Annotated in this window: 17 protein-coding genes; 11 read left to right on the top strand and 6 right to left on the bottom strand. The window is 34.4% G+C overall.

Annotation, left to right across the window (positions count from 1 at the left end; all coding sequences use genetic code 11):
- Positions 1–88: 88 nt before the first annotated feature.
- A complete protein-coding gene (locus ACJJVP_RS13995; RefSeq protein WP_405414469.1) occupies positions 89–2,065 on the bottom strand; it encodes a thiamine pyrophosphate-dependent enzyme in 1,977 nt (658 codons plus the stop codon).
- Positions 2,066–2,186: 121 nt separating this feature from the next.
- Here ACJJVP_RS13995 and ACJJVP_RS13990 point away from each other — a divergent pair, with 121 nt between their 5' ends.
- The 6 genes from ACJJVP_RS13990 to ACJJVP_RS13965 all read left to right on the top strand — a co-directional run bounded on the left by ACJJVP_RS13990 (position 2,187) and on the right by ACJJVP_RS13965 (position 8,304).
- Complete coding sequence (locus tag ACJJVP_RS13990; protein ID WP_405414467.1) at positions 2,187–3,137, top strand: isopenicillin N synthase family dioxygenase; 951 nt, start codon at positions 2,187–2,189, stop codon at positions 3,135–3,137.
- 5 nt (positions 3,138–3,142) lie between these two features.
- A complete protein-coding gene (locus ACJJVP_RS13985; RefSeq protein WP_405414465.1) occupies positions 3,143–3,472 on the top strand; it encodes a translation initiation factor in 330 nt (109 codons plus the stop codon).
- 108 nt (positions 3,473–3,580) lie between these two features.
- Positions 3,581–4,513 carry a DUF1835 domain-containing protein gene (locus ACJJVP_RS13980; protein WP_405414463.1) on the top strand — a complete coding sequence of 311 codons (933 nt, stop codon included), beginning with the start codon at positions 3,581–3,583 and terminating at the stop codon, positions 4,511–4,513.
- A 1-nt stretch (position 4,514) separates the two neighbouring features.
- Complete coding sequence (locus ACJJVP_RS13975; RefSeq protein WP_405414461.1) at positions 4,515–5,381, top strand: nucleoside phosphorylase; 867 nt, start codon at positions 4,515–4,517, stop codon at positions 5,379–5,381.
- A 54-nt stretch (positions 5,382–5,435) separates the two neighbouring features.
- A complete protein-coding gene (ppk1, locus tag ACJJVP_RS13970) occupies positions 5,436–7,472 on the top strand; it encodes a polyphosphate kinase 1 (protein WP_405414459.1) in 2,037 nt (678 codons plus the stop codon).
- The gene (locus ACJJVP_RS13965; protein ID WP_405414457.1) at positions 7,459–8,304 is read left to right on the top strand and encodes a substrate-binding domain-containing protein; all 846 of its coding nucleotides are present in this window, start codon (positions 7,459–7,461) and stop codon (positions 8,302–8,304) included. The genes ppk1 and ACJJVP_RS13965 overlap by 14 nt, the downstream gene beginning before the upstream one ends.
- A 7-nt stretch (positions 8,305–8,311) precedes the next feature.
- Here ACJJVP_RS13965 and ACJJVP_RS13960 read toward each other — a convergent pair whose 3' ends face one another.
- Positions 8,312–8,740: a response regulator gene (locus ACJJVP_RS13960; protein WP_405414455.1), complete on the bottom strand. Its 429-nt coding sequence runs from the start codon at positions 8,738–8,740 to the stop codon at positions 8,312–8,314.
- Between the two features lie 83 nt (positions 8,741–8,823).
- On the bottom strand, positions 8,824–9,495 hold the full coding sequence (ung, locus tag ACJJVP_RS13955; RefSeq protein WP_405414454.1) for a uracil-DNA glycosylase: 672 nt from the start codon (positions 9,493–9,495) through the stop codon (positions 8,824–8,826).
- 180 nt (positions 9,496–9,675) lie between these two features.
- On the opposite strand from ung, the gene ACJJVP_RS13950 reads away from it, so the two are divergent.
- The 4 genes from ACJJVP_RS13950 to ACJJVP_RS13935 all read left to right on the top strand — a co-directional run bounded on the left by ACJJVP_RS13950 (position 9,676) and on the right by ACJJVP_RS13935 (position 14,702).
- Complete coding sequence (locus ACJJVP_RS13950; RefSeq protein WP_405414452.1) at positions 9,676–11,847, top strand: endonuclease MutS2; 2,172 nt, start codon at positions 9,676–9,678, stop codon at positions 11,845–11,847.
- 85 nt (positions 11,848–11,932) lie between these two features.
- Positions 11,933–12,847, top strand: coding sequence for a polysaccharide lyase family 7 protein (locus ACJJVP_RS13945; protein WP_405414450.1), 915 nt, complete (start codon positions 11,933–11,935; stop codon positions 12,845–12,847).
- A gap of 199 nt (positions 12,848–13,046) precedes the next feature.
- The gene (locus ACJJVP_RS13940) at positions 13,047–13,451 is read left to right on the top strand and encodes a thiol-disulfide oxidoreductase DCC family protein (RefSeq protein ID WP_405414449.1); all 405 of its coding nucleotides are present in this window, start codon (positions 13,047–13,049) and stop codon (positions 13,449–13,451) included.
- 135 nt (positions 13,452–13,586) lie between these two features.
- Entirely contained in the window at positions 13,587–14,702 is a 1,116-nt protein-coding gene (locus tag ACJJVP_RS13935; RefSeq protein WP_405414448.1) for a DUF748 domain-containing protein, read from the top strand.
- A 74-nt stretch (positions 14,703–14,776) separates the two neighbouring features.
- On the opposite strand, the gene ACJJVP_RS13930 is transcribed toward ACJJVP_RS13935, so the two are convergent.
- Positions 14,777–16,081 carry a dicarboxylate/amino acid:cation symporter gene (locus ACJJVP_RS13930; protein WP_405414446.1) on the bottom strand — a complete coding sequence of 435 codons (1,305 nt, stop codon included), beginning with the start codon at positions 16,079–16,081 and terminating at the stop codon, positions 14,777–14,779.
- A 61-nt stretch (positions 16,082–16,142) separates the two neighbouring features.
- Positions 16,143–17,207: a chorismate synthase gene (aroC, locus tag ACJJVP_RS13925; RefSeq protein WP_405414445.1), complete on the bottom strand. Its 1,065-nt coding sequence runs from the start codon at positions 17,205–17,207 to the stop codon at positions 16,143–16,145.
- A 228-nt stretch (positions 17,208–17,435) separates the two neighbouring features.
- Here aroC and ACJJVP_RS13920 point away from each other — a divergent pair, with 228 nt between their 5' ends.
- Positions 17,436–18,308: a UDP-2,3-diacylglucosamine diphosphatase gene (locus tag ACJJVP_RS13920; RefSeq protein WP_405414443.1), complete on the top strand. Its 873-nt coding sequence runs from the start codon at positions 17,436–17,438 to the stop codon at positions 18,306–18,308.
- Here the strand turns inward: ACJJVP_RS13920 and ACJJVP_RS13915 are convergent.
- Entirely contained in the window at positions 18,305–21,223 is a 2,919-nt protein-coding gene (locus tag ACJJVP_RS13915; protein ID WP_405414442.1) for an FAD-binding and (Fe-S)-binding domain-containing protein, read from the bottom strand. The genes ACJJVP_RS13920 and ACJJVP_RS13915 overlap by 4 nt on opposite strands.
- Positions 21,224–21,232: the final 9 nt, after the last annotated feature.

Below are 21,232 nucleotides of genomic sequence, written 5' to 3'. Positions count from 1 at the left end.
AATTACATATTCGACCAAATAGCAACACAAAGGTGCCGCTAAATATTAATATCTTTTACCTCTTTTAACAATTTTGTTGACGGGTTCACTAATAAGCGATAAGTTCTTTTAATTCAGATTCAAATCTTGATTTCGCAAGATATTGTTGTTCTAAATTTATATTAAATGGTATAGGTGTGTCTAAACTACCTACCCTTTTAATTGGTCCGTCTAAATATTCAAAACAATTTTCCATGACCAAAGCAGAGATATCGCTAGCTATACCACCGAACAAACTATCTTCTTGTAGAATAATTAGCTTACTTGTTCTTACCACAGAGTCGTATATAGCCTTAGTATCTAAAGGCTGTAAGGTCCGTAAATCAAGTAAATCCGCCCTTATGTCGGCATTCTTTTCTAAAACCTCCAAAGCCCAATGTACACCGGCCCCATAAGTAACTATGGTTATCTGATCTCCCTGCTTTAAAAGACCTGCCTTACCAAGTGGCAATGTATAATAATCTACAGGTACTTCTTGATAAATACTTCTATATAAAGCTTTATGTTCGAAAAACAATACTGGGTTTGGATCTTCAATCGAGGTAGCCAATAACCCTTTCGCATCATATGGAAAAGCTGGATATACAACCTTTAAACCTGGCGTTTTGGTAAACCAAGCTTCATTAGTCTGGGAATGAAAAGGTCCAGCAGCAACACCGCCACCGCATGGCATTCTAATTACAACATCTGCATTTTCACCCCATCTATAATAGCTCTTAGCCAAATAATTGACAATTGGATTAAAGCCACTACTAGCAAAATCGGCAAATTGCATCTCCATTACCGCTTTCATGCCATTTATTGATAACCCCATCGCGGTAGAAACTATTGCAGATTCGCAAATTGGTGTATTTCGAACCCGATCTTTACCAAAATCATTGACAAAACCTTCGGTAATCTTGAAAACACCGCCATACTCTGCAATATCTTGCCCCATGATAACCAGGTTGTCGAATTTTTTCATTGACTGTCGCAAACCTTCTGAAATGGCATCTATAAGCCTGATTTTAGTGACAAATCGACTTGGTCTAATTTCTTTTAAATCAAATTTTTGATACACTTCATTTAATTCTTTACTTTTATTAGGAGTAATTGAATCTTCGCTAAAGGCAATTCTTAGATGTTCGTCGATTTCAGCTTGAATATCTGCTTTGTAATTAGCAATACTTTCTTTGGTAAGAAGATTCTCTTCTATTAAATATTTCGTGTAATTTTCTAATGGATCTTTTTCTGCCCAAGTATCTAAAAGTTCTTTAGGTACGTATTTCGTTCCACTTGCTTCTTCATGCCCGCGCATGCGAAAAGTCTTAAATTCCAATAACACTGGTCTGGGATTTATTCTCATATCCCTAACCAAATGAGATACTTTAAAAAAGACCTCTAAAATATTATTACCATCGATAATATGAGATTCCATACCATAGCCGATGCCTTTGTCGGCAATATGCTTGCATTTAAATTGTTCGTTGGTAGGTGTTGAAAGACCATAACCATTGTTTTCAACACAAAAAAGAACCGGTAAATCCCAAACAGAAGCGACATTAAGTGCTTCATGAAAATCACCTTCGCTGGTTGCTCCTTCTCCAGTAAATACTGCAGTCACTTTATTCTCATGCCTCAACTTATGTGCTAATGCTATGCCATCCGCAACACCTAATTGAGGCCCTAAATGAGAAATCATTCCTACAATATTAAAGTCTTGCGTGCCAAAATGAAAACTGCGATCACGCCCTTGAGTAAAACCGCTTGCCTTACCTTGCCATTGGGCAAATAACCTATATAGAGGTAAATCTCGTGCTGTAAAGACACCTAAGTTTCTATGCATCGGCAGTATATACTCATCACTATCTAAAACTGCTGTTACCCCAATAGATATTGCTTCTTGACCAATACCGCTGAACCATTTAGAAATTTTTCCTTGTCTCAAAAGTATCAACATCTTTTCCTCTATCATACGAGGCTTAAGCATCGCTTTATAAAGTTTTAGCTTAACGTCTTGAGTTACTTTAAAATCAGTATAATTCATTGATATAATCAATTTTGGCTATTAAAATATAAATGTAACTAAAATGCATAAAGCAAGTATAGATTATAACAACGCTTGTAAATCCACAATAATTATTAATTTTACGTAAAATCTTTAAAATATGAGCTTAGTACCTAGTGTTGATTTGTCGGATTTTCTTTCTGAGGATCCAAAAAGAAAACAAAAGTTTATTGATGAAATTGGAAAAGCCTTTGAAGAAATTGGATTTGTAGCCTTGAGCGGACATTTTTTGTCAGAAGAATTAGTCGATACGCTCTACGGTGAAATTAAAGAATTCTTTGATTTACCTGGTGATGTGAAAGATGGATACCAAATTGAAGGTATTGGCGGTCAACGTGGTTATACTTCATTCGGCAAAGAACATGCAAAAGGAAGAAAAGAAGGCGATCTAAAGGAGTTTTGGCATTTTGGACAATATGTTGAGGATAATGATGAATTAGAAAAGGAATATCCTGCCAATGTAATAGTAGAAGAACTATCCGAATTCAACAAAGTAGGAAAGGAAACCTATAAAATGCTTGAAAAAACTGCACGATATGTATTACGTGCTTTAGCCTTACATTTAAATTTAGATGAATTTTATTTTGACAACCATATAAAAAATGGAAATTCTATTTTACGTCCTATACATTACCCACCTATTACCTCTGAACCAAAAAACGCAGTAAGAGCAGCAGCTCATGGTGACATTAACTTGATAACCTTATTAATGGGAGCACATGGTAAAGGGCTTCAGGTTCAAAACCATGATGGCGAATGGGTAGATGCTATTGCTAGACCCGACCAATTGATGATTAATGTTGGTGATATGCTGTCTCGCTTAACTAACAACAGATTATTATCTACAATTCATCAAGTGGTAAATCCACCAAGAGAATTATGGGGCACTTCTAGATATTCTGTTCCATTTTTTATGCACCCGGTAAGTGAAATGTCTTTAAATTGTTTAGATAACTGCATCGATGAAAACCATCCTAAATTGTATGAAGATATTACTGCTGGCGAATTTTTACATGAAAGATTAATCGATTTAGGATTAATTAAAAAATAGTCTATATGGATCTTAAAGATCAGTTAAAAAATCTATTTCCGGAGCACGACACAGAAGAAACTCCTGTTGAAAAAACAACGAGTAATTCTATTTGGCTTCAAGATGACCCAATTATTTGCAAGTACGAAAAGCGAAAAGGAAAACCTATAACCATACTAGAAGGTTATACCGGTGCCGATGAAGATTTTAAGAAGTTAGCCAAAGAATTAAAGACAAAATTGAGCGTCGGTGGAAGTTTTAAGGATAATAAAATTATTATTCAAGGAGATTATAGAGACAAAATCATGTCCATATTGAAGGATAAAGGCTTCTCTGTTAAACGAGTAGGTGGTTAACTCTATCAAAGACCAATCATTTTACCTTCTATTTGTTTTCTGTTAAATAATTTTTTAACGTTGTTATTAGTATTATTTTTAATCTAATCAAACTAAATCAAAACTGGTATGAGTTCTCTCTTACACATTACCAATGGAGATGTTTTTACCGAACGTCTTCAAAAATTAAATTTAGGTGGCGATGTCATCACATGGCGCGAAATGTTATGTGAAGGTCAGACATTACCTAATGTAGGCACTGAAACATTTTGGAAAGCTCGATTCGAGTTTCTTCATAAAAACTATAAAGTTTCAAAATCTTGGTTCATAGAAAAGACCCTAAAAGAATACAGGTCTTTATGTAGCCACAAACAACAAGATCATATCGTGCTTTGGTTCGAGTATGATCTTTTTTGTCAGGTAAATATGCTAGCGGTAATAAGCTGGTTGTTAACGCATAGAAAATACGCTCAAATATCATTGGTCTGTAGCGGCAAAGAAGATGAAACCGATAAAATGTACAGCCTAAATGAATTGACAGACGACCAATTACTAGAGCTTTATAAACATAAAAAGGTATTGAACCAAGATGATACCGAGTATGCAGATTATGTATGGCAATTATATTGCAGTAATAATCCTATACGATTAGAAAACTTAACTGACTTCAATAATTATCAGTTTGATTATTTAGGTGATGCCGTTGAATCGCATCTAAAACGATTTCCTAGTATCAATAACGGCTTAAATGAAATGGAAAATACCATTTTACAACTTGCCATAGATCGGAAACCAAAATCTAAAACAGAATACATAGATGTTCTACTTAAAAATCAAGGCAACTTAGGTTTCTCTAATACCCAGTATGATCGTGCATTAACGAGATTAAAACCGTTAATCACTAGTTTAAACCCTGTCCGTATTTCAAAAAAAGGTAAAGAAATTTTAGATGGTCAAACAAGTTATTATTCTTGCATACAAGACAATGATGTGTATTTAGGAGGTGCTTTAAAGTACAATTTCCTATATAATACTACTACTAACCGAATTTTAAAATTATAGCATGCAACTAAAGCCTGCTGAGCTAATCATAAATGAAGATGGTAGTATTTATCATCTCAATTTATTACCAGAAGATATTGCAAACACTGTAATAACCGTGGGCGATCCAGATCGGGTTAGTCAGATTTCTCGTCATTTTGATACGATTGAGGTAAAGAAAGGAAAGCGAGAATTTCATACCCATACAGGTCATCTAAAAGGTAAACGTATTTCCGTTATTTCTACCGGAATTGGTACGGACAACATCGATATCGTTTTGAACGAACTAGATGCCTTGGTAAATATCGATTTCAAGACAAGAACACTTAAAGAACATCACACTTCGTTAGATATTATTAGAATTGGAACTACAGGAGCCATACAACCGGATATTCCTATTGATACTTTCTTGATTAGTGAATACTCTATCGGTTTCGACGGACTTCTACATTTCTACGAGCATGAAGAAATCAACTACCCTAAAATAGAAGATGAATTCATTGCCCATACCTCTTGGCATACCGACAAAGCAAGGCCATACGTACTATGCTACTCTGAAAAACTTGGAAACCTGTTCAAAGATAATCGTATACGATTAGGTTTTACCGCAACAAACACAGGGTTTTACGGACCACAACAGCGTCAGTTGAGAATTAAGCCTAGTCAAATGGAATTGATGGACAAACTCTCTACCTTCAATTACAATGACTTAAGATTAACCAATCTTGAAATGGAAACTTCAGGTATTTACGCCCTAGCCCAATTATTAGGTCACGAAGCAGTTTCTCTGAATTGTATTTTAGCTAATAGGTCAACAGGAGAGTTTTCAGTAACTCCGGCAAAGTCAGTAAATAGCTTGATAGAATTTTGCTTGAGTCGATTGGCTTAACATATTTTTAAAATATTTTGCTATTGTACTTCTTATTTTTACGCAAATCTTACCATGAAAAAAGACAATCTAAAACATAGAGATATTAATTGGCTTTATTTTAACGAACGTGTATTATTAGAAGCTAAAAGCATTGATACGCCTCTTTTAGAACGTTTAAAATTCTTAGCCATCTTTTCCTCTAATTTAGATGAGTATTTTAAGGTACGCGTTTCTCAACTTCGTCAAATTAAACATTTAGACAAAAAGTTTCGAAAGAAGCTAATGTTCAAAGCGAATACCACATTACAACATATATTAAAAATAATCAACGAACAACAAGTTGAGTTCGGAAATATTATAAAAACCACCCTTTCAGAACTGGAAAACCATGATATTTATGTTCGCAATACTTCTAACTTTACGAGCGAGCAAATACGATTCTTAAAAAGGTTGTTCGATGAAAACATTAAGGAATTTTGCGATGTTCACAAAGAGTATCTGGAGTTAACCGATGGTGCGCTTTATTTGGCAGTTACACATACGGATCAAGAGTATAGTATTGTTGAAATACCTATAAAAAATCAACAACGATTTATTAGTTTACCTGGTGAAGGTCATCAATTTTGTTTTTTGGATGACGCCATTAGACTGAATATTCAAAAACTATTACCCAACAAAGAAATCGTTGCTTGTTATTCTATTAAACTTTCTAGAGATGCCGAATTGTATTTAGAAGATGACTATTCTGATATTGAGTTGGTAGAAAAAATTTATAATTCTTTAGATAAACGTTTATCAGGGCAGGCAACCCGTTTACTTTATGATGAAACTATGCCTAGTTGGTTAATAGAATCGCTGAAAGCAGATTTTAAGTTAGGTTCGGTAGACCTATCACCTGGAGGAACATATCATAATTTATCCGATTTCTTTTCTTTTCCTCTTCCAAAGGGAACGGAATACTTGCAATATCAAGAAAAACCGGCGTTAGCGCATAAAGAGTTATCTTATACTGATAATATTTTTGAAAGCATTTACATAAAAGACCAATTGGTACATTTTCCGTATCAAGATTTCAAAGTCGTAGAAGATTTTTTAACTAAGGCAGCTACAGACCCTCAAGTATCTGCCATAAAGATGACTATTTACCGTATTGCCAAGTCCTCTTCTCTTGCAGATGCCATTTTAACAGCATTAAACAATAATAAAGAAGTAACACTATTTGTTGAGGCTCAAGCTCGGTTTGATGAGGCTAATAATATTAAATGGGGACGTATTTTTGAGGAAAAAGGAGCAAAAGTAATTTTTAGTATCCCACAAGTAAAGGTGCACTCTAAAATAGCAATGGTATATAGAAATGAAGATGACAAAGTAAAACGATACGCCTACATAGGTACCGGTAATTTCAATGCTAAAACTTCCAAAATATATTGTGACCACGGACTATTTACCGCCAATAAGAAAATAACAAAAGATTTAGGACAGGTTTTTCAGGTTTTGGAGCGAAAAATAATAGTTCCAAAGCTAAAACGCTTATTGGTTTCTCCGTTTACCACCAGAATTACATTTTTAAATCTTATTCAAAACGAAATCAATGCTGCACTAGAAGGTAAAAAAGCGGCCATTACCGCAAAAATGAACAGTCTTGAGGATTCTGATATGATCAGGGCATTGTACAGGGCCGTTAATGCTGGTGTAGAAGTAAGACTCATTGTTAGGGGGTTCTGTTGCTATCTAACTGCCAATGATGACCCTAGCGAGGGAATGAAGGATAATGTTTTCATCACCAGTATCGTAGATCGTTATTTAGAGCATGGTAGAATTTACCTCTTTGAAAATGGAGGAGACGAATTAATGTACATTGGCTCGGCCGATTGGATGACCCGTAACTTAGACCGACGAATAGAAGTGTTAACCCCAATTCTTGACCCAGATATTTTTAAAGAGTTAAAACACATTTTTTCCCTTCAGCTAAATGATAATCAAAAAGCTCGTATTCTAGATTTAGAAAACTCAAATAGAAAAGTTGGCAAAACTTCTGATGAACCGATCATTCGCTCTCAATATGCCATCTACGATTACCTAAAAAAGAAATTAGATGAAAACCGTTAAGATTATTGGTGTACCCGAACATTTTAACCTTCCGTGGCACTTAGCTATTGAAGAAGGCGCATTTCAAGAAAGAGGCATAAACTTAGAATGGACGGAAGTGCCCGAGGGCACCGGTAGAATGAGCAAAATGCTAAAAAATAAAGAAACTGACCTTGCCATCATTCTAACCGAAGGAATCGTAAAAAGCATAACCGAAGGTAATGAGGTGAAGATTATTCAAGAATATATTTCCTCTCCCCTTCTTTGGGGTATTCATGTAGATGCCGATAGCACTTATACCTCTCTAAGTGATTTAAAGGACACTACAGCAGCAATTAGCCGTTACGGCAGTGGAAGCCATCTAATGTCATACGTTCACGCCACAGAGATGGGCTGGAGCACCGAAAATTTAAAATTTAATTTGATAAATAATTTAGATGGAGCTGTAAAAGGCTTGTCTTCTGGAACTGCAGACTATTTTATGTGGGAGCGTTTCACTACTAAACCTCTTGTAGACAATGGTGTTTTCAAACACCTAGGAAACTGCCCTACACCTTGGCCATGTTTCGTATTAGTAGGCACTAATAATTTTTTAAGGGAGAATAACGGAATTCTTGAGCATATACTTGAGATTATTAACATGTATACAGTCGAGTTTAAACAGATACCTAGAATCGACACTACTCTGGCAAATCGATATCATCAAAAATTAGAAGACATACAAGAGTGGTTGCAAATTACCGAATGGAGCCAAAAACAATTACCAAACGATACCCTGATCAAGGTGCAAAACACTCTTATGGAATTAAACTTAATAGAAAAAAAGATTCCTCTTTCTGAAATATTAAAATAACCTAAACCTAGATAGCGGCTAGACTATAATGTTTTTGAATCAAGGCTTTAAAAGTCTCATCTGAAAGTGGCTTTTGTGCAAAATCCGCGATATACTTATTTGCAACCGCACGTTCCTTATCTTCCTTATTATCACTTATCGTTACTAAAACTATAGTAATTTGGTCTTTAAGTTTTTTAGGAACTAATGACTCGTAAGCATCCATAAACTGCCATCCATCCATTACCGGCATTCTTAAGTCTAACATTACCATACATGGTAGTTCTAACTGCTCTTGACCTTTACCAAGAATAAAATCGATAGCTTCTTGACCATTAAGGGCTGAATTGATATTTACATCCATATCCAGTTTATTGATAAAAATGGAATGTAAAAAGTTGCTTGCGTCATCATCGTCTACCAATAAAATGGTGTTTAACCTATCTAAATTATTCATTATGAAATGTTATTTAAGTTTCTTATTCCGATTAGTACTTTTATCAGTACAATCTAAATTTAAAACATTTATTATTATCTAACTTACCACGTTATAAATTTATTGTTTAAATCTTCCAATATTTTGTTACATGTAGAAAAATGTTTGTTGCCAAACCAATATCCACGATTAGCACTCAAAGGTGAAGGGTGACCCGTAGTTAGTATATGATGCTTACTTGAATCTATTAGTTTAACCTTTTTTTTGGCAAAACCTCCCCAAAGCATGAATATAACATTCCTTTTTTCTTCTGATATCTTTGAAATAACAGAATCGGTAAACAACTCCCATCCTTTTTTTTGATGACTGCCTGCTTCATGTGCTCTAACGGTAAGCGTAGCATTTAATAGTAATACACCTTGTTTTGCCCAACGTTCAAGATTGCCACTAGCAGGGTAATCAATACCAATATCATTCTCAATTTCCTTAAAAATATTTATTAAAGAAGGAGGATGTTTTATTCCTTCCTTTACAGAAAAACACAATCCATTAGCCTGATTTTGGCCATGGTAAGGATCTTGACCAATTATTACAACTTGTACATCTTCAAATGCACAATGGTTAAATGCCGAAAATATATCTGAGACATCTGGATAACATATTTGTTTTTCATATTCTTTCACCACAAATTGTTCAAGTTGCTCAAAATAAGGTTTACAGAACTCTTCTTGCAATCTATTTTTCCAACTATTGTGCAAATGGATGTTCTCAATCATGATTTCAAAATTCCTATTTCTTCAAAGTTAATATTTACCTCAATACTTGACAAAGGCCTTTTCGTCATTATTATGCCAAGTTCATTAATTTTTTATTTAATCGGTATACAATTTCAAGATACACGCCAATAATTTAAATTCATTGTCAATGCGTACCTTTGCGACTTATTATATCATAACGTGGCCAACATACACTCAAAAACTCTACAAGACCTAGAATTTCCATCTGTTTTAAAACAAATAGCAGCTCGTTGTAACACAGAGTTAGGTAAGCAAACAGCACTAGAAATTGCACCTTTTATAACAGAAGAAGTTATAAAAGTCGAACTAGGCAAAACAGCAGAATACCTATCATCGCTTATTAGTGAAAATCGTATTCCAAATCATGGTTTCGATAGCATAACTGCAGATCTTAGATTATTGAAAATAGAGAATACAATTTTAGAATTACAAGGATTCAAAAGAATTGCTAGTATTTGTACCACAGTGGTTCTACACCAGAAATTCTTTAAAAAATTTAAGGTTTACTATCCGTTGTTTTACGATTTTGCATTGAAACTAGAGCCAAATACAGAAATACCAATTTTAATCAACAATGTAATTGATCGATTTGGTGAAGTCAAAGACAATGCTTCAGAACAGCTTTTTACCATAAGACGGCAAATGAACGCAGTACGCGGCAAAATTAGTCAAAGTTTCGGCTCTGCTTTAAACCTGTACCAGGCGTCAGACTATTTAGATGAAATTAGAGAATCTGTCGTTGAAAATAGACGCGTTCTAGCAGTTAAAGCAATGTACCGTAAAAAAATAAAAGGTGCTGTTATGGGTACTTCTAAAACAGGTAGTATTGTTTACATAGAACCAGAAGCAGCTTTAAAATTTAGTAGAGAGCTCAGCAATTTGGAATTTGAGGAAAAAGAGGAAGTTCAGCGAATTCTCAAGCAATTGACCGCTCAAATACGACCATTTAGAACACTTTTAAGCGACTATCAAGAATTTTTAACACAAGTTGACGTAATTGCCGCCAAAGCGAAGCACGCAGATGATATCAATGCACTACTACCCAATATTAATTCGGACAATAGACTTTATTTAAAAGATGCCTACCACCCGCTTTTATTTCTAAATAATAAATTAAAGGGAGAAAAAACATTTCCGCAAACTATTGAACTTCATCAAGAAAATAGAATTATCGTTATTTCTGGACCTAATGCCGGAGGTAAAAGTATAACGTTAAAAACCATTGGCTTACTTCAAGTAATGCTTCAAAGTGGTATGTTGATTCCTGTCCATGAAAGAAGCGAAATATGTTTTTTTAAAAAGATTTTAACTGATATTGGAGACAATCAAAGTATTGAAAATCATTTAAGTACATACAGTTACCGTCTCAAAAACATGAACCAATTTTTAAAACGTTGCGACAGCAACACGTTGTTCTTAATTGACGAATTCGGAACGGGTAGTGACCCAGAATTAGGTGGCGCACTTGCCGAAGCCTTTTTAGAGGTGTTTTATGAAAGAGGATCGTATGGAGTCATCACCACGCATTATGCAAATTTGAAAGCTCTAGCCAATGAGCTACCTCATGTAACTAATGCCAATATGCTTTTTGACGGAAGAACACTTGAACCAACGTTTCAATTAATACTTGGTCAAGCTGGTAGTTCATTCACTTTTGAGGTTGCTCAAAAAAATGGCATCCCCTATTCATTAATCAATAAAGCTAAAAAGAAAATAGAGCGCGGCAAAGTCCGTTTTGATGCTACCATTGCTAAACTGCAAAAAGAACGTAGTAAAATGGCACAAACAGGCTCTAGGTTGAAAGAGGAAGAAGATAAGGCTAGAGAGGAGAACGAAAGATTAGAAAAGCTAAATGCAAAAATAAAATCTAAACTAGAAAACTACCAAGAACTCTACGATCATGATCAGCGCATGATTCAACTAGGCAATAAGGTAAATGTTGCTGCCGACAAGTATTTTCAAGATAATAAAAAACGACCTTTAGTTTCAGAACTTCTTAGAATAGTTGAAACAGAAAACAGTAAGCGAAAGAAGAAAACGGCAAATCAAGCTAAAGCCGAGCGTGTTAAAAAAGCACAAGTAGCCCAAGAAGTTCAAAAAGAAGTAAAGGTTATTCGAGAAAAAAAGAAAGTAGAAAAGAAGAAAGCTATTTTTAAAGAGAAGAATAAACCAAGACCGGTTTTTAAAATTGGTGACCGTGTGCGAATGTTAGATGGCAAGGCTGTTGGAAGCATAGATTCACTTGAAAAAGGAAAGGCAATTGTTAATTACGGTATTTTCACCACAAATGTTAGCGTTGATCAATTAGAAATGGTCCAAAAAAATAAATAACTACTCCTAAATTTATAAGTATTTACTATTTTTTCCGTTATTTTATTGATATTATATCGCTTTTATCAGGTAAAAATTAAATATTATGAAAAATCCCCTGTTTTGTCTTTTGACAATTAGTCTTGTTTTTATCAATTTTTCATGTTCATCTACAGATAGTAATCCAGAAGTTCCTGAAGATGAAATTGAAATTATAGAAGAGGAAGAAACTATAGCCGAAGAAGAAGAAACTGAAGAACCCCAGGAAGAAATTACTCAAAGTATTATTAATTGGGAAAACTGGTATTTATCGGTACCTATAAACAACGGAGACAATAAGGCAACATCTATATTTTATGAAGATATTATAAATGAACAACTTACAAATGAAGAGTCTGAATATTTTTATAAAAATGAAGATGGTACTTATACCATGTTTACGCGTTTTACAGGCTTTACAACTTCAGGGTATTCAGAACTAGGTAATAAGTATTGCAGAACTGAGCTTAGAGAATTTTGGCAAGGTAATCAAAGTACTGATGACAATTGGTACATGGATGAGGGCACACACATATTAGAAACCACTATGAACGTCGACTTTGTACAAGGTAACGGTCGAACAATTGTTGCTCAGATTCATGGTAAAGAAACAGAAGGTATAGAAGGTTCACCGGCCACAGTAAAAATTCGCTGGAACAGTGGAACAATACAATTAGATTATTACCTAAAACCAAATGAAGGCGAACCATGGACAAGCGCCTACGATACTAAAGAAGATATCGCAGATGTCGAAAATGAAATTTTCACTTTTAAATTGAAAATAGAAGATGGTAAATGTTATTATGCGTTACAATGCGAAGCAAAAAACATTGATATAGATTACACCCTTATGTATGATTACGTTGGTAATGGTTATGCTTATCAAAATTATTTCAAAACTGGAAATTACTTTGGTTGGCATGATGATTATGATAAAACTGCCCAGATTACTTTAAGAGAAGTAATAACAGATCATTATTAATACATTTTACAACTCAAATATTCCGTTTATAATTGATTTACAATTATTTACAGTAAATCGTATATGATTTTGTTATAGGTATATGTTTGTTTTCGAATAAGAATTATACCATCAATAAGATAAATAAGAGAACTCATAATTGATTCTTAAATTCTATAGATAATTTTAGAAACTCTGTAGCCTATTGTATCTTTAAATTATGAGAATGGATAAAAAAATAATTTTGTTTGACGGTATTTGTAATCTCTGTAATAGCACAGTGCAATACGTAATCAAAAGAGATGAAAACGATACCTTTCGCTATGCAGCTTTACAAAGTAAAACTGGCAAAAGCTTATTAGCAGAACGAAATATTGATATTAATGATATTGATTCAATTATTCTAATCGAACTAAATATTGCCTATTACATTAAATCAACGGCAGCGCTTGAAATTGGCAAAAACTTAAAAGGTCTCAATACTGTATCGACGATTTTATTATGGCTCCCAGAGTCTTTCAGAAATATCGTATACGATTTTATAGCAAAGAATCGGTATAAATGGTATGGCAAAAAAGAGGAATGCATGATTCCTACCAATGAATTGAAAAGCAAGTTCATTTAATAATATGAAAATATTTCCTGATCAACTTAAGTTTTAATCCTAAAGCTTTTTCTTTTGCCCCAATTCCGTTTTAATTCAATTCCTTTTATCTCTATAACTTATCTTTTCGAAGTTTGATTTAAATAAGGTATTATTATGGATGTAAATAAAAGAAAAAGTTATAAGAAAAAAAGATATGTAGTACCTGTTATACTTATTACACTTTTAATTTTAATTAGATTAGCTCTCCCCTACTTTGTCAAGAATTATGTTAATAAGGTTCTTGCCGATATTCCTGGTTATTACGGCCAGGTTGAAGATATAGACCTTTCAATTATTAGAGGTGCTTATACCATAAATGGTATGTATTTAAATATGGTTGAAGCTAATACTGAAATACCTTTCTTAGATTTTAAAAAAACAGATATATCTATAGAATGGAATGCACTTTTTCATGGTAGAATAGTTAGTGAAATTGAAATGACAGAACCTACTATTATCTACGTTTTTGAAGATCAACAACAAGATACAACAGATCAAGCAGATGTTGAAGATTGGACAAAAGCCCTTACCGACTTAGTACCTATAGATATTAACCGATTAACTATTGAAAAAGGCAAATTTGCATTTTTACAATTACAAGCAGACCCAAATATAGATTTAAATTTATATGATGTTCAGCTTTCGGCAACCAACCTTAGAAATGTTGTTGAAAAAACAAGAACATTACCATCAAACATACATGCTACCGCTACATCTATTGGAAACGGTAATGTGCTATTAGATGGAAATATGAATTTAGTTAAAGAGATTCCCGATATGGACATCAATTTCAGTCTAGAAGATGCTAATGCCAAGGCACTAAATGACTTTACAAACTATTACGCTGGTATCGATTTTGATGAAGGTTCTTTTGACCTATTCGGCGAACTAGCAATTGCAGATGGATATATGAAAGGTTCATTTAAACCCATTTTAAAGAACGCCAAACTTATTGGAAAGGATGACGGCTTTATAAAAACCTTATGGGAAGGTTTTGTAGGTTTCTTTAAATTCATTCTTAAAAATCACAAAGAAGACACACTAGCCACCAAAATACCGGTTGAAGGAGACTTAAACAATGTAAAAACAAAGATTTGGCCTACTGTAACGCGAATATTCAGAAATGCTTGGGTTCAAGCATACAAAGAAATTACAGATGATGATCTGAATTATAAGGATGCTACCGAAGGCGCAGACAAACTTAAAAACAAAAAGTCTAAAAAGAATTAATTCTTTTTAGACTTTTAATAAAACAGTATTTCATTTTTTGTAAATACCCCAAAGGCTAGCAATTAGGTCGTTTATTATGATTTTTTATAATTATCGTCCCAATTTTTAACTTTAGGTTTATTTAGTTTTCCAACAGATTTCGCTACCATCATTGAAACAGTAGCATCACCTGAAACATTTATAACAGTTCTACACATGTCCAACGGTCTATCAACAGCGAAAATTAAAGCTAGACCCGCTTCTGGTATACCTGCTTGAGCAAGAACTATAACAAGCATAACCATACCCGCACCTGGCACTGCAGCACTACCAATAGATGCTAATGTAGCAGTTACTATTATACCTAGTTGGGCAGATAAACTCAAATCCATTCCAAAAGCTTGGGCTATAAAAACCGCTGCAATTGCTTGATACAAGCTAGTTCCGTCCATGTTAATTGTTGCTCCGATTGGCAGTACAAAGCTAGTTACCTCTTCATCTACACCTAAATGTTCTTCAACCCTCTCCATTGTTACTGGTAATGTAGCTGCACTTGAACTTGTAGAAAAAGCTAGAAGTTGAGCTGGCGACATACCTTTCATAAAGGTACTTGGAGGTGTTTTTGTAAATACCCAAACCATTAATATATACACGGCTAACATTAACGATAGTCCAAACAAGACGCAAAAGGCATACCAAGCCAAAGCTTTAAATAAATCTAAACTTGGTGACTCTACAACCAATGCTGCCAATAATGCAAATACTCCGTATGGTGCAGCTAACATTATTAAATCTATCATCTTCAAAATGACTTCGTTAAATCCGTCGAAAAACTTTTTTACAGGATTAGCCTGCTCTTCCGGTATTAAAATTAAGCCTATACCAAAAAATATCGCGAAAAATATGACCTGTAACATATTCCCATTATCGGAAGCGGCACTAAAGATATTATTAGGAACTAAATCTTCTAAAGCCTGTAATGGTCCAGCTTCTTTCTGTTTATCCGCCTTATTTTTAATAGCATCTGCATCACCTTTGTAATTCTCTACTAATTCTACTCTAGTTTCTTCGGTAATAGAAGCTCCTGGTTTCACGACATTTACTACGACCAAACCTATTAGCACAGCTATAACGGTGGTAGCTATATATATTCCTATGGTACGACCACCCATTTGAGAAAGCTTTGAAATATCTTTTAAGTCTGAAACTCCTTTTATTAAAGAACCTAATATAAGCGGAACTGCAATAAGCTTTAGTGAATTAATAAAGATATTACCAAAAGGTTTGATCCAATCGGATATAAATTTCGGACCCCATTCTAATTGGACCATTGCTAATGCAACTAGTACCCCCGCCAACATTCCTAATAGAATTTGCCAATGCAACTCAAGCTTCCTCATAAATATATTAGTTTAGGGAAGTAAGATAGTATTTTGCAAGGAAAAGTACTAAAAACGAAACCTATAATTTAATAGTCCTGTTCAATAGGGTGTAATCTGCTAAAACCAATGCGGTCATAGCCTCTACGATAGGTACAGCTCTTGGAACAACACAAGGATCATGCCTACCCTTACCTTGTGTTTGAATGGTATTACCTTCTTTGTCAATAGTTTCGTAGCCTTGTATAACAGTTGCAACCGGCTTAAATGCCACATTAAAATAGATATCCATCCCGTTACTTATTCCGCCTTGGATACCACCACTATAGTTGGTTTTAGTAGAACCATCATTATTAAATTGATCGTTGTGTTCGCTACCTTTCATCTTAACACCTTCGAAACCACTACCATATTCAAAACCTTTGACAGCGTTAATAGATAGCATTGCTTTACCCAATTCAGCATGGAGCTTATCGAAAACAGGTTCGCCTAAACCAATCGGTACATTTTTAGCCACGCAGGTAATTATACCGCCAATGGTATCTCCGTCTTTTTTAATAGACTTGATATATTCTTCCATCTTTGATGCCATTTCTGGATCAGGGCAACGCACGTCATTAGTTTCCGTTAACGATAAATCTAATTCAGTATAATGCTTACCTAAATGCATGTCTCCTACTTGAGATACAAAAGCTTGAATTTCTACACCTTTCAAAAACTGCTTTGCAATAGCACCTGCCACTACCCTACTTGCCGTTTCACGAGCAGAACTTCTACCACCACCACGGTAATCTCTAAATCCGTATTTTTTATCGTACACATAATCTGCATGCGATGGTCTATATGAATCTTTTATGTGTCCGTAATCTTTAGATTTCTGATTCGTATTATGAATTGCGAAACCTATAGGAGTTCCCGTAGTCTTACCTTCAAATATTCCAGAATAAAACTCAACTTCATCCGGCTCCTTTCTTTGGGTAACTATGGCTGATTGACCTGGTTTTCGACGATTTAAGTCATTTTGTATTGCGTCGAAATCTAATTCTATTTCTGAAGGACAACCATCGATAACTCCACCAATCGCTTTTCCATGTGATTCTCCAAAAGTGCTTACCCTAAATATATTTCCAAAGGTATTTCCGGCCATAATAAATACGTTCTAAATAATGTAATATAAACTGTAAAATTTACAGTTTAACTAATCTCAAAGGTAAATGTTAAATGCTGGAAAGAAAAATTTATAAAGCGCTTAATATTAGCTTAACCTTAGTCATTTGTGATAATGATTATTTAACCTTATGATTAAAGATTATTGACCATACAAGTAGTTGTTGCATATACCATTAGGTTTAATTTTGCTTATAAAATTAGCGACTTGAAAAAACGCCGTCTTGAAATAGCTGTTCTTTCTGATATACATTTAGGTTCATATGCATGCCATGCGGAGGAATTACTTACATACCTCTCTAGTATAGATCCAAAAATTTTAATCCTCAACGGTGATATTTTGGATGCAAAAAAAATGCAGAACAACTACTTCCCTCCTTCTCACCTAAAAGTGGTCAAGAAAATATTTTCTTTAGCCTCTAAAGGAACAATTGTTCATTTTATTACCGGTAATCGCGATGAGCCTTTTCGAAAGATTGATGAAATTTATATGGGAGCCATACAAGTCTCTAATAGACTTATATTAAAACTTAATGGAAAAAACACCTTATTCTTTCATGGTGATATTTTTGACTTTTCATTTCGACATTCTCATTGGTTGTTGAATTTTGGCGGTATTGGTTTTGATACTTTACTAAAACTTGCTAAACTAAAAACAAAAACATTAGAACTCTTCGGCAAAAAAAACAAACCATTCTCCAATTCTGAATTGGAATACGGAGAACGAGACCCAAAACAAATTGCATCGTTTGAAAACAACGTTGCCAAAATGGCAATTAACCAACATTACGATCATGTCGTATGCGGTCATAGCCATTTTCCAAACAAGCAGCTTTTTGAAAATAGAAAAGGGGAATGTTTATACTTAAACTCTGGAGATTGGGTTAAACACATGACCGCACTAGAGTATTCTTTTAAACGTTGGAAACTATACAGATATGAAAATGACAAGCTGGCTTCATTTTATATGGACGAAGAGCTTAAGTCTATGAATATAAACGAGCTTATAGCTACAATCACACAACGAAAAGAAAGAAAACTTAAAAATCAAAAAGAAAAAGACGGTCTAAACGATCTTTAAACAATTAAAGCTTCTTTTAAAATACTAACAGGGTGCTTAGCAATCCTTTTTGTTCCATCAAATATTTGATGCCTACAACTAGTGCCATTGGCAGCAATAATTGTTTCCGTAGATGATTTATTAACGGCAGGAAACAATTTTAACGAGCCAATTTTCATACTGGTTTCGTAATGCTCTTCTTCATAACCAAAAGAACCAGCCATACCACAACAACCAGATGCAATTATGGTAACCTTGTAGTTTGTCGGCAGATTCAATACATCAAAAGTTACTTTTTGATTACTCAATGCTTTTTGATGACAATGATTGTGAATTTTTATATCTCTAGCTTCTTCTGTAAAATCAGAAGAATTCAAATTGCCTTCTGCTATTTCCCTTGCCAAAAACTCTTCTATTAAAAATGAGTTATCGGCTATTTTCTGTGCTGTTTCTTTATCCGAGGTCATACGTTTGTATTCATCTCTAAAAGATAGGATCGCCGAAGGCTCTAAACCTAAAATCGGTAAACCTGCATCTGCGAATTTTTTTAATTCTTGCGTATTCTTAATCGCTAGTTTTTGAGCTTGCTTTAAAAAGCCTTTTGATAGAAATGTTCTTCCACTTTCTGCGTAGTACAATTCAATTTCGTAGCCAAGTTTAGATAATAGTTCAATAGCATCTTTACCTACCTCAATATCTAAAAATTTAGTGAATTCATCTATGAATAAAACTACTTTACTATTTAACTTAATAGACTGATTATCATATTTTTTAAGATGTTTATTAAAATTAAAACTATAAACTTTGGGTAAAGTACGTTCTTTAGCCACTCCGCTAGTCTTTTTCAACAAACCGCCTAGAAATTTGGAATCATAAACGGCATTTGTTAAACCAGAAACCTTACTCCCCAATCCATTTAACTTGGTATTATACGCAAACAATTTACCTCTTAAAGAGTACCCGTTAGCCTCTTGATATTGATATAAAAACTCTGCCTTTAAAGTGGATACATCTACATTACTTGGACACTCAATTGCACAAGCCTTACAACTTAAACATAGATCAAAAGCCTCCTTAATTTCAGGACTATCAAAACTATTCTTTGCCAAACTACTTGAGTTCGTCAAAAACTCCCTCAAAGTATTTGCCCTACCCCTAGTAGTATCTTTTTCATTTTTGGTTGCGTGGTAACTTGGACACATACCACCGTTCATGTGGTGGGTCTTTCTACAATCACCACTTCCATTACATTTTTCAGCTGCTTTCAGTATTCCCTCACTATCCGAAAAATCCATCAATGTCTCTATCTCTGGTTCTTTACGGTCAACTTCGTATCTAAACGACTTATCCATAGGATAGGCGTCTACAATTTTACCTGGGTTAAAAATACCTTTAGGATCAAAATAAGATTTAATCCTTTTTAGAAGTTCATAGTTCTTATTACCTATCATTATTGGGATAAACTCCGCACGGACAATACCATCACCATGCTCCCCGCTAAATGAACCTTTATATTTTTTAGTCAATTTGGCAACATCTGTGGTTATGTTTCTAAACAAACTTACATCTGTTGATTTTTTAAGATTTAGAATAGGCCTTAAGTGCAGTTCACCAGCACCTGCATGAGCATAGTATACCGCGCTCTGACCATAACCTTTCATAATTACCGAAAACTCCGCAATAAAATCCTTTAAATCCGGCAAGGCTACCGCAGTATCTTCTATACAGGCAACGGCTTTCATGTCCCCAACTATATTACCTAACAGACCCAACCCTGCTTTTCTTAGCTCAATCGCTTTTGGTATCTGATCTCCATATAACACAGGATTGGAATAACTGAGTCCAGATTTGGCTATGGTTTTTTGTAACGACGCTACCGCTTCTTTCAATTCAGTTTCTGTATGTGCAGAAACTTGTAGCATTAATAATGCTGCCGGATCACCTTCTACAAAAAAACGATTTGCCAATTGCGCCCGGTTATTTTTTGTACAATCTAAAATGACTTTATCCATCATTTCACATAGTTGCAACGGATGTTCCATTACAGGAACTACATCCATTAAGCAATCTTCCAAAGAGGTATAATGCGTAACAACCATTGCAGATAATGCCGGCGGAAGGTCGTCTAATTGAACGGTGATTTCTGTTGTAAAAGCTAAGGTACCTTCACTGCCGCACAGCAATTCTGCCATATTAAAATACGGTAATTCCCCTCCTAGAACATCTGATTTCAATAATTCATCTACGGCATAGCCAGTGCTTCTTCTGTGAATTTCAGGCTTGGGAAAATGTTCTTTTATTTCAGATGCTATGTCTTTATTATCTAGTTCTTTAAAAATATTATTATAAAGTGATGCTTCAAGTGATTTACCAAGTTGTTTTTGCTTGAAATCTGCTGCTGTTATTCTTCCAAATTCAGCTTCACTACCGTCTGAAAGTATGGTTTTCATTGAAATAACCTTATCTCTAGTTACCCCATATTGTATAGATGTAGTACCAGAAGAATTATTACCCACCATACCACCGATCATACATCTATTTGATGTTGATGTATTAGGTCCAAAAAACAATCCATATGGTTTTAGAAATTGATTCAGCTCATCTCTAATAACTCCTGGTTGAACAGTTACTTGTTTCTTATCCTTATCTAGACTTATGATTTCCGTAAAATGCTTTGACACATCAACCACCAAACCATCACCTACACATTGTCCAGCTAGAGAAGTTCCTGCAGTTCTTGGTATAAGTGCTACGTTTTCATCGTTGGCAAAGCGTATGATTTTTTTAATATCATCAACACTCTTTGGAAAAGCTGCCCCTAGAGGTATTTTTCGGTAAACTGATGCATCTGTAGCGTAAATAGTCTTCGTAAGATTATCAAATCGTACATCTCCCTCTATATCTTGTCGTAACTTTAACAGCGAATTATTATCCAACGTAACACA

Origin of the sequence: Maribacter sp. Asnod1-A12 (genome assembly GCF_045063735.1) — a bacterium.
In the GTDB taxonomy this organism is placed as follows: domain Bacteria; phylum Bacteroidota; class Bacteroidia; order Flavobacteriales; family Flavobacteriaceae; genus Maribacter.
This window is presented reverse-complemented; position numbering and strand designations above follow the sequence as displayed.

Excerpts from the sequence above, each read along its gene's own strand:
- ACJJVP_RS13995 (WP_405414469.1), bottom strand. The coding sequence starts at position 2,065 with ATGAATTATACTGATTTTAAAGTAACTCAAGACGTTAAGCTAAAACTT.
- ACJJVP_RS13990 (WP_405414467.1), top strand. The coding sequence starts at position 2,187 with ATGAGCTTAGTACCTAGTGTTGATTTGTCGGATTTTCTTTCTGAGGAT.
- ACJJVP_RS13985 (WP_405414465.1), top strand. The coding sequence starts at position 3,143 with ATGGATCTTAAAGATCAGTTAAAAAATCTATTTCCGGAGCACGACACA.
- ACJJVP_RS13980 (WP_405414463.1), top strand. The coding sequence starts at position 3,581 with ATGAGTTCTCTCTTACACATTACCAATGGAGATGTTTTTACCGAACGT.
- ACJJVP_RS13975 (WP_405414461.1), top strand. The coding sequence starts at position 4,515 with ATGCAACTAAAGCCTGCTGAGCTAATCATAAATGAAGATGGTAGTATT.
- ppk1 (WP_405414459.1), top strand. The coding sequence starts at position 5,436 with ATGAAAAAAGACAATCTAAAACATAGAGATATTAATTGGCTTTATTTT.
- ACJJVP_RS13965 (WP_405414457.1), top strand. The coding sequence starts at position 7,459 with ATGAAAACCGTTAAGATTATTGGTGTACCCGAACATTTTAACCTTCCG.
- ACJJVP_RS13960 (WP_405414455.1), bottom strand. The coding sequence starts at position 8,740 with ATGAATAATTTAGATAGGTTAAACACCATTTTATTGGTAGACGATGAT.
- ung (WP_405414454.1), bottom strand. The coding sequence starts at position 9,495 with ATGATTGAGAACATCCATTTGCACAATAGTTGGAAAAATAGATTGCAA.
- ACJJVP_RS13945 (WP_405414450.1), top strand. The coding sequence starts at position 11,933 with ATGAAAAATCCCCTGTTTTGTCTTTTGACAATTAGTCTTGTTTTTATC.
- ACJJVP_RS13940 (WP_405414449.1), top strand. The coding sequence starts at position 13,047 with ATGAGAATGGATAAAAAAATAATTTTGTTTGACGGTATTTGTAATCTC.
- ACJJVP_RS13935 (WP_405414448.1), top strand. The coding sequence starts at position 13,587 with ATGGATGTAAATAAAAGAAAAAGTTATAAGAAAAAAAGATATGTAGTA.
- ACJJVP_RS13930 (WP_405414446.1), bottom strand. The coding sequence starts at position 16,081 with ATGAGGAAGCTTGAGTTGCATTGGCAAATTCTATTAGGAATGTTGGCG.
- aroC (WP_405414445.1), bottom strand. The coding sequence starts at position 17,207 with ATGGCCGGAAATACCTTTGGAAATATATTTAGGGTAAGCACTTTTGGA.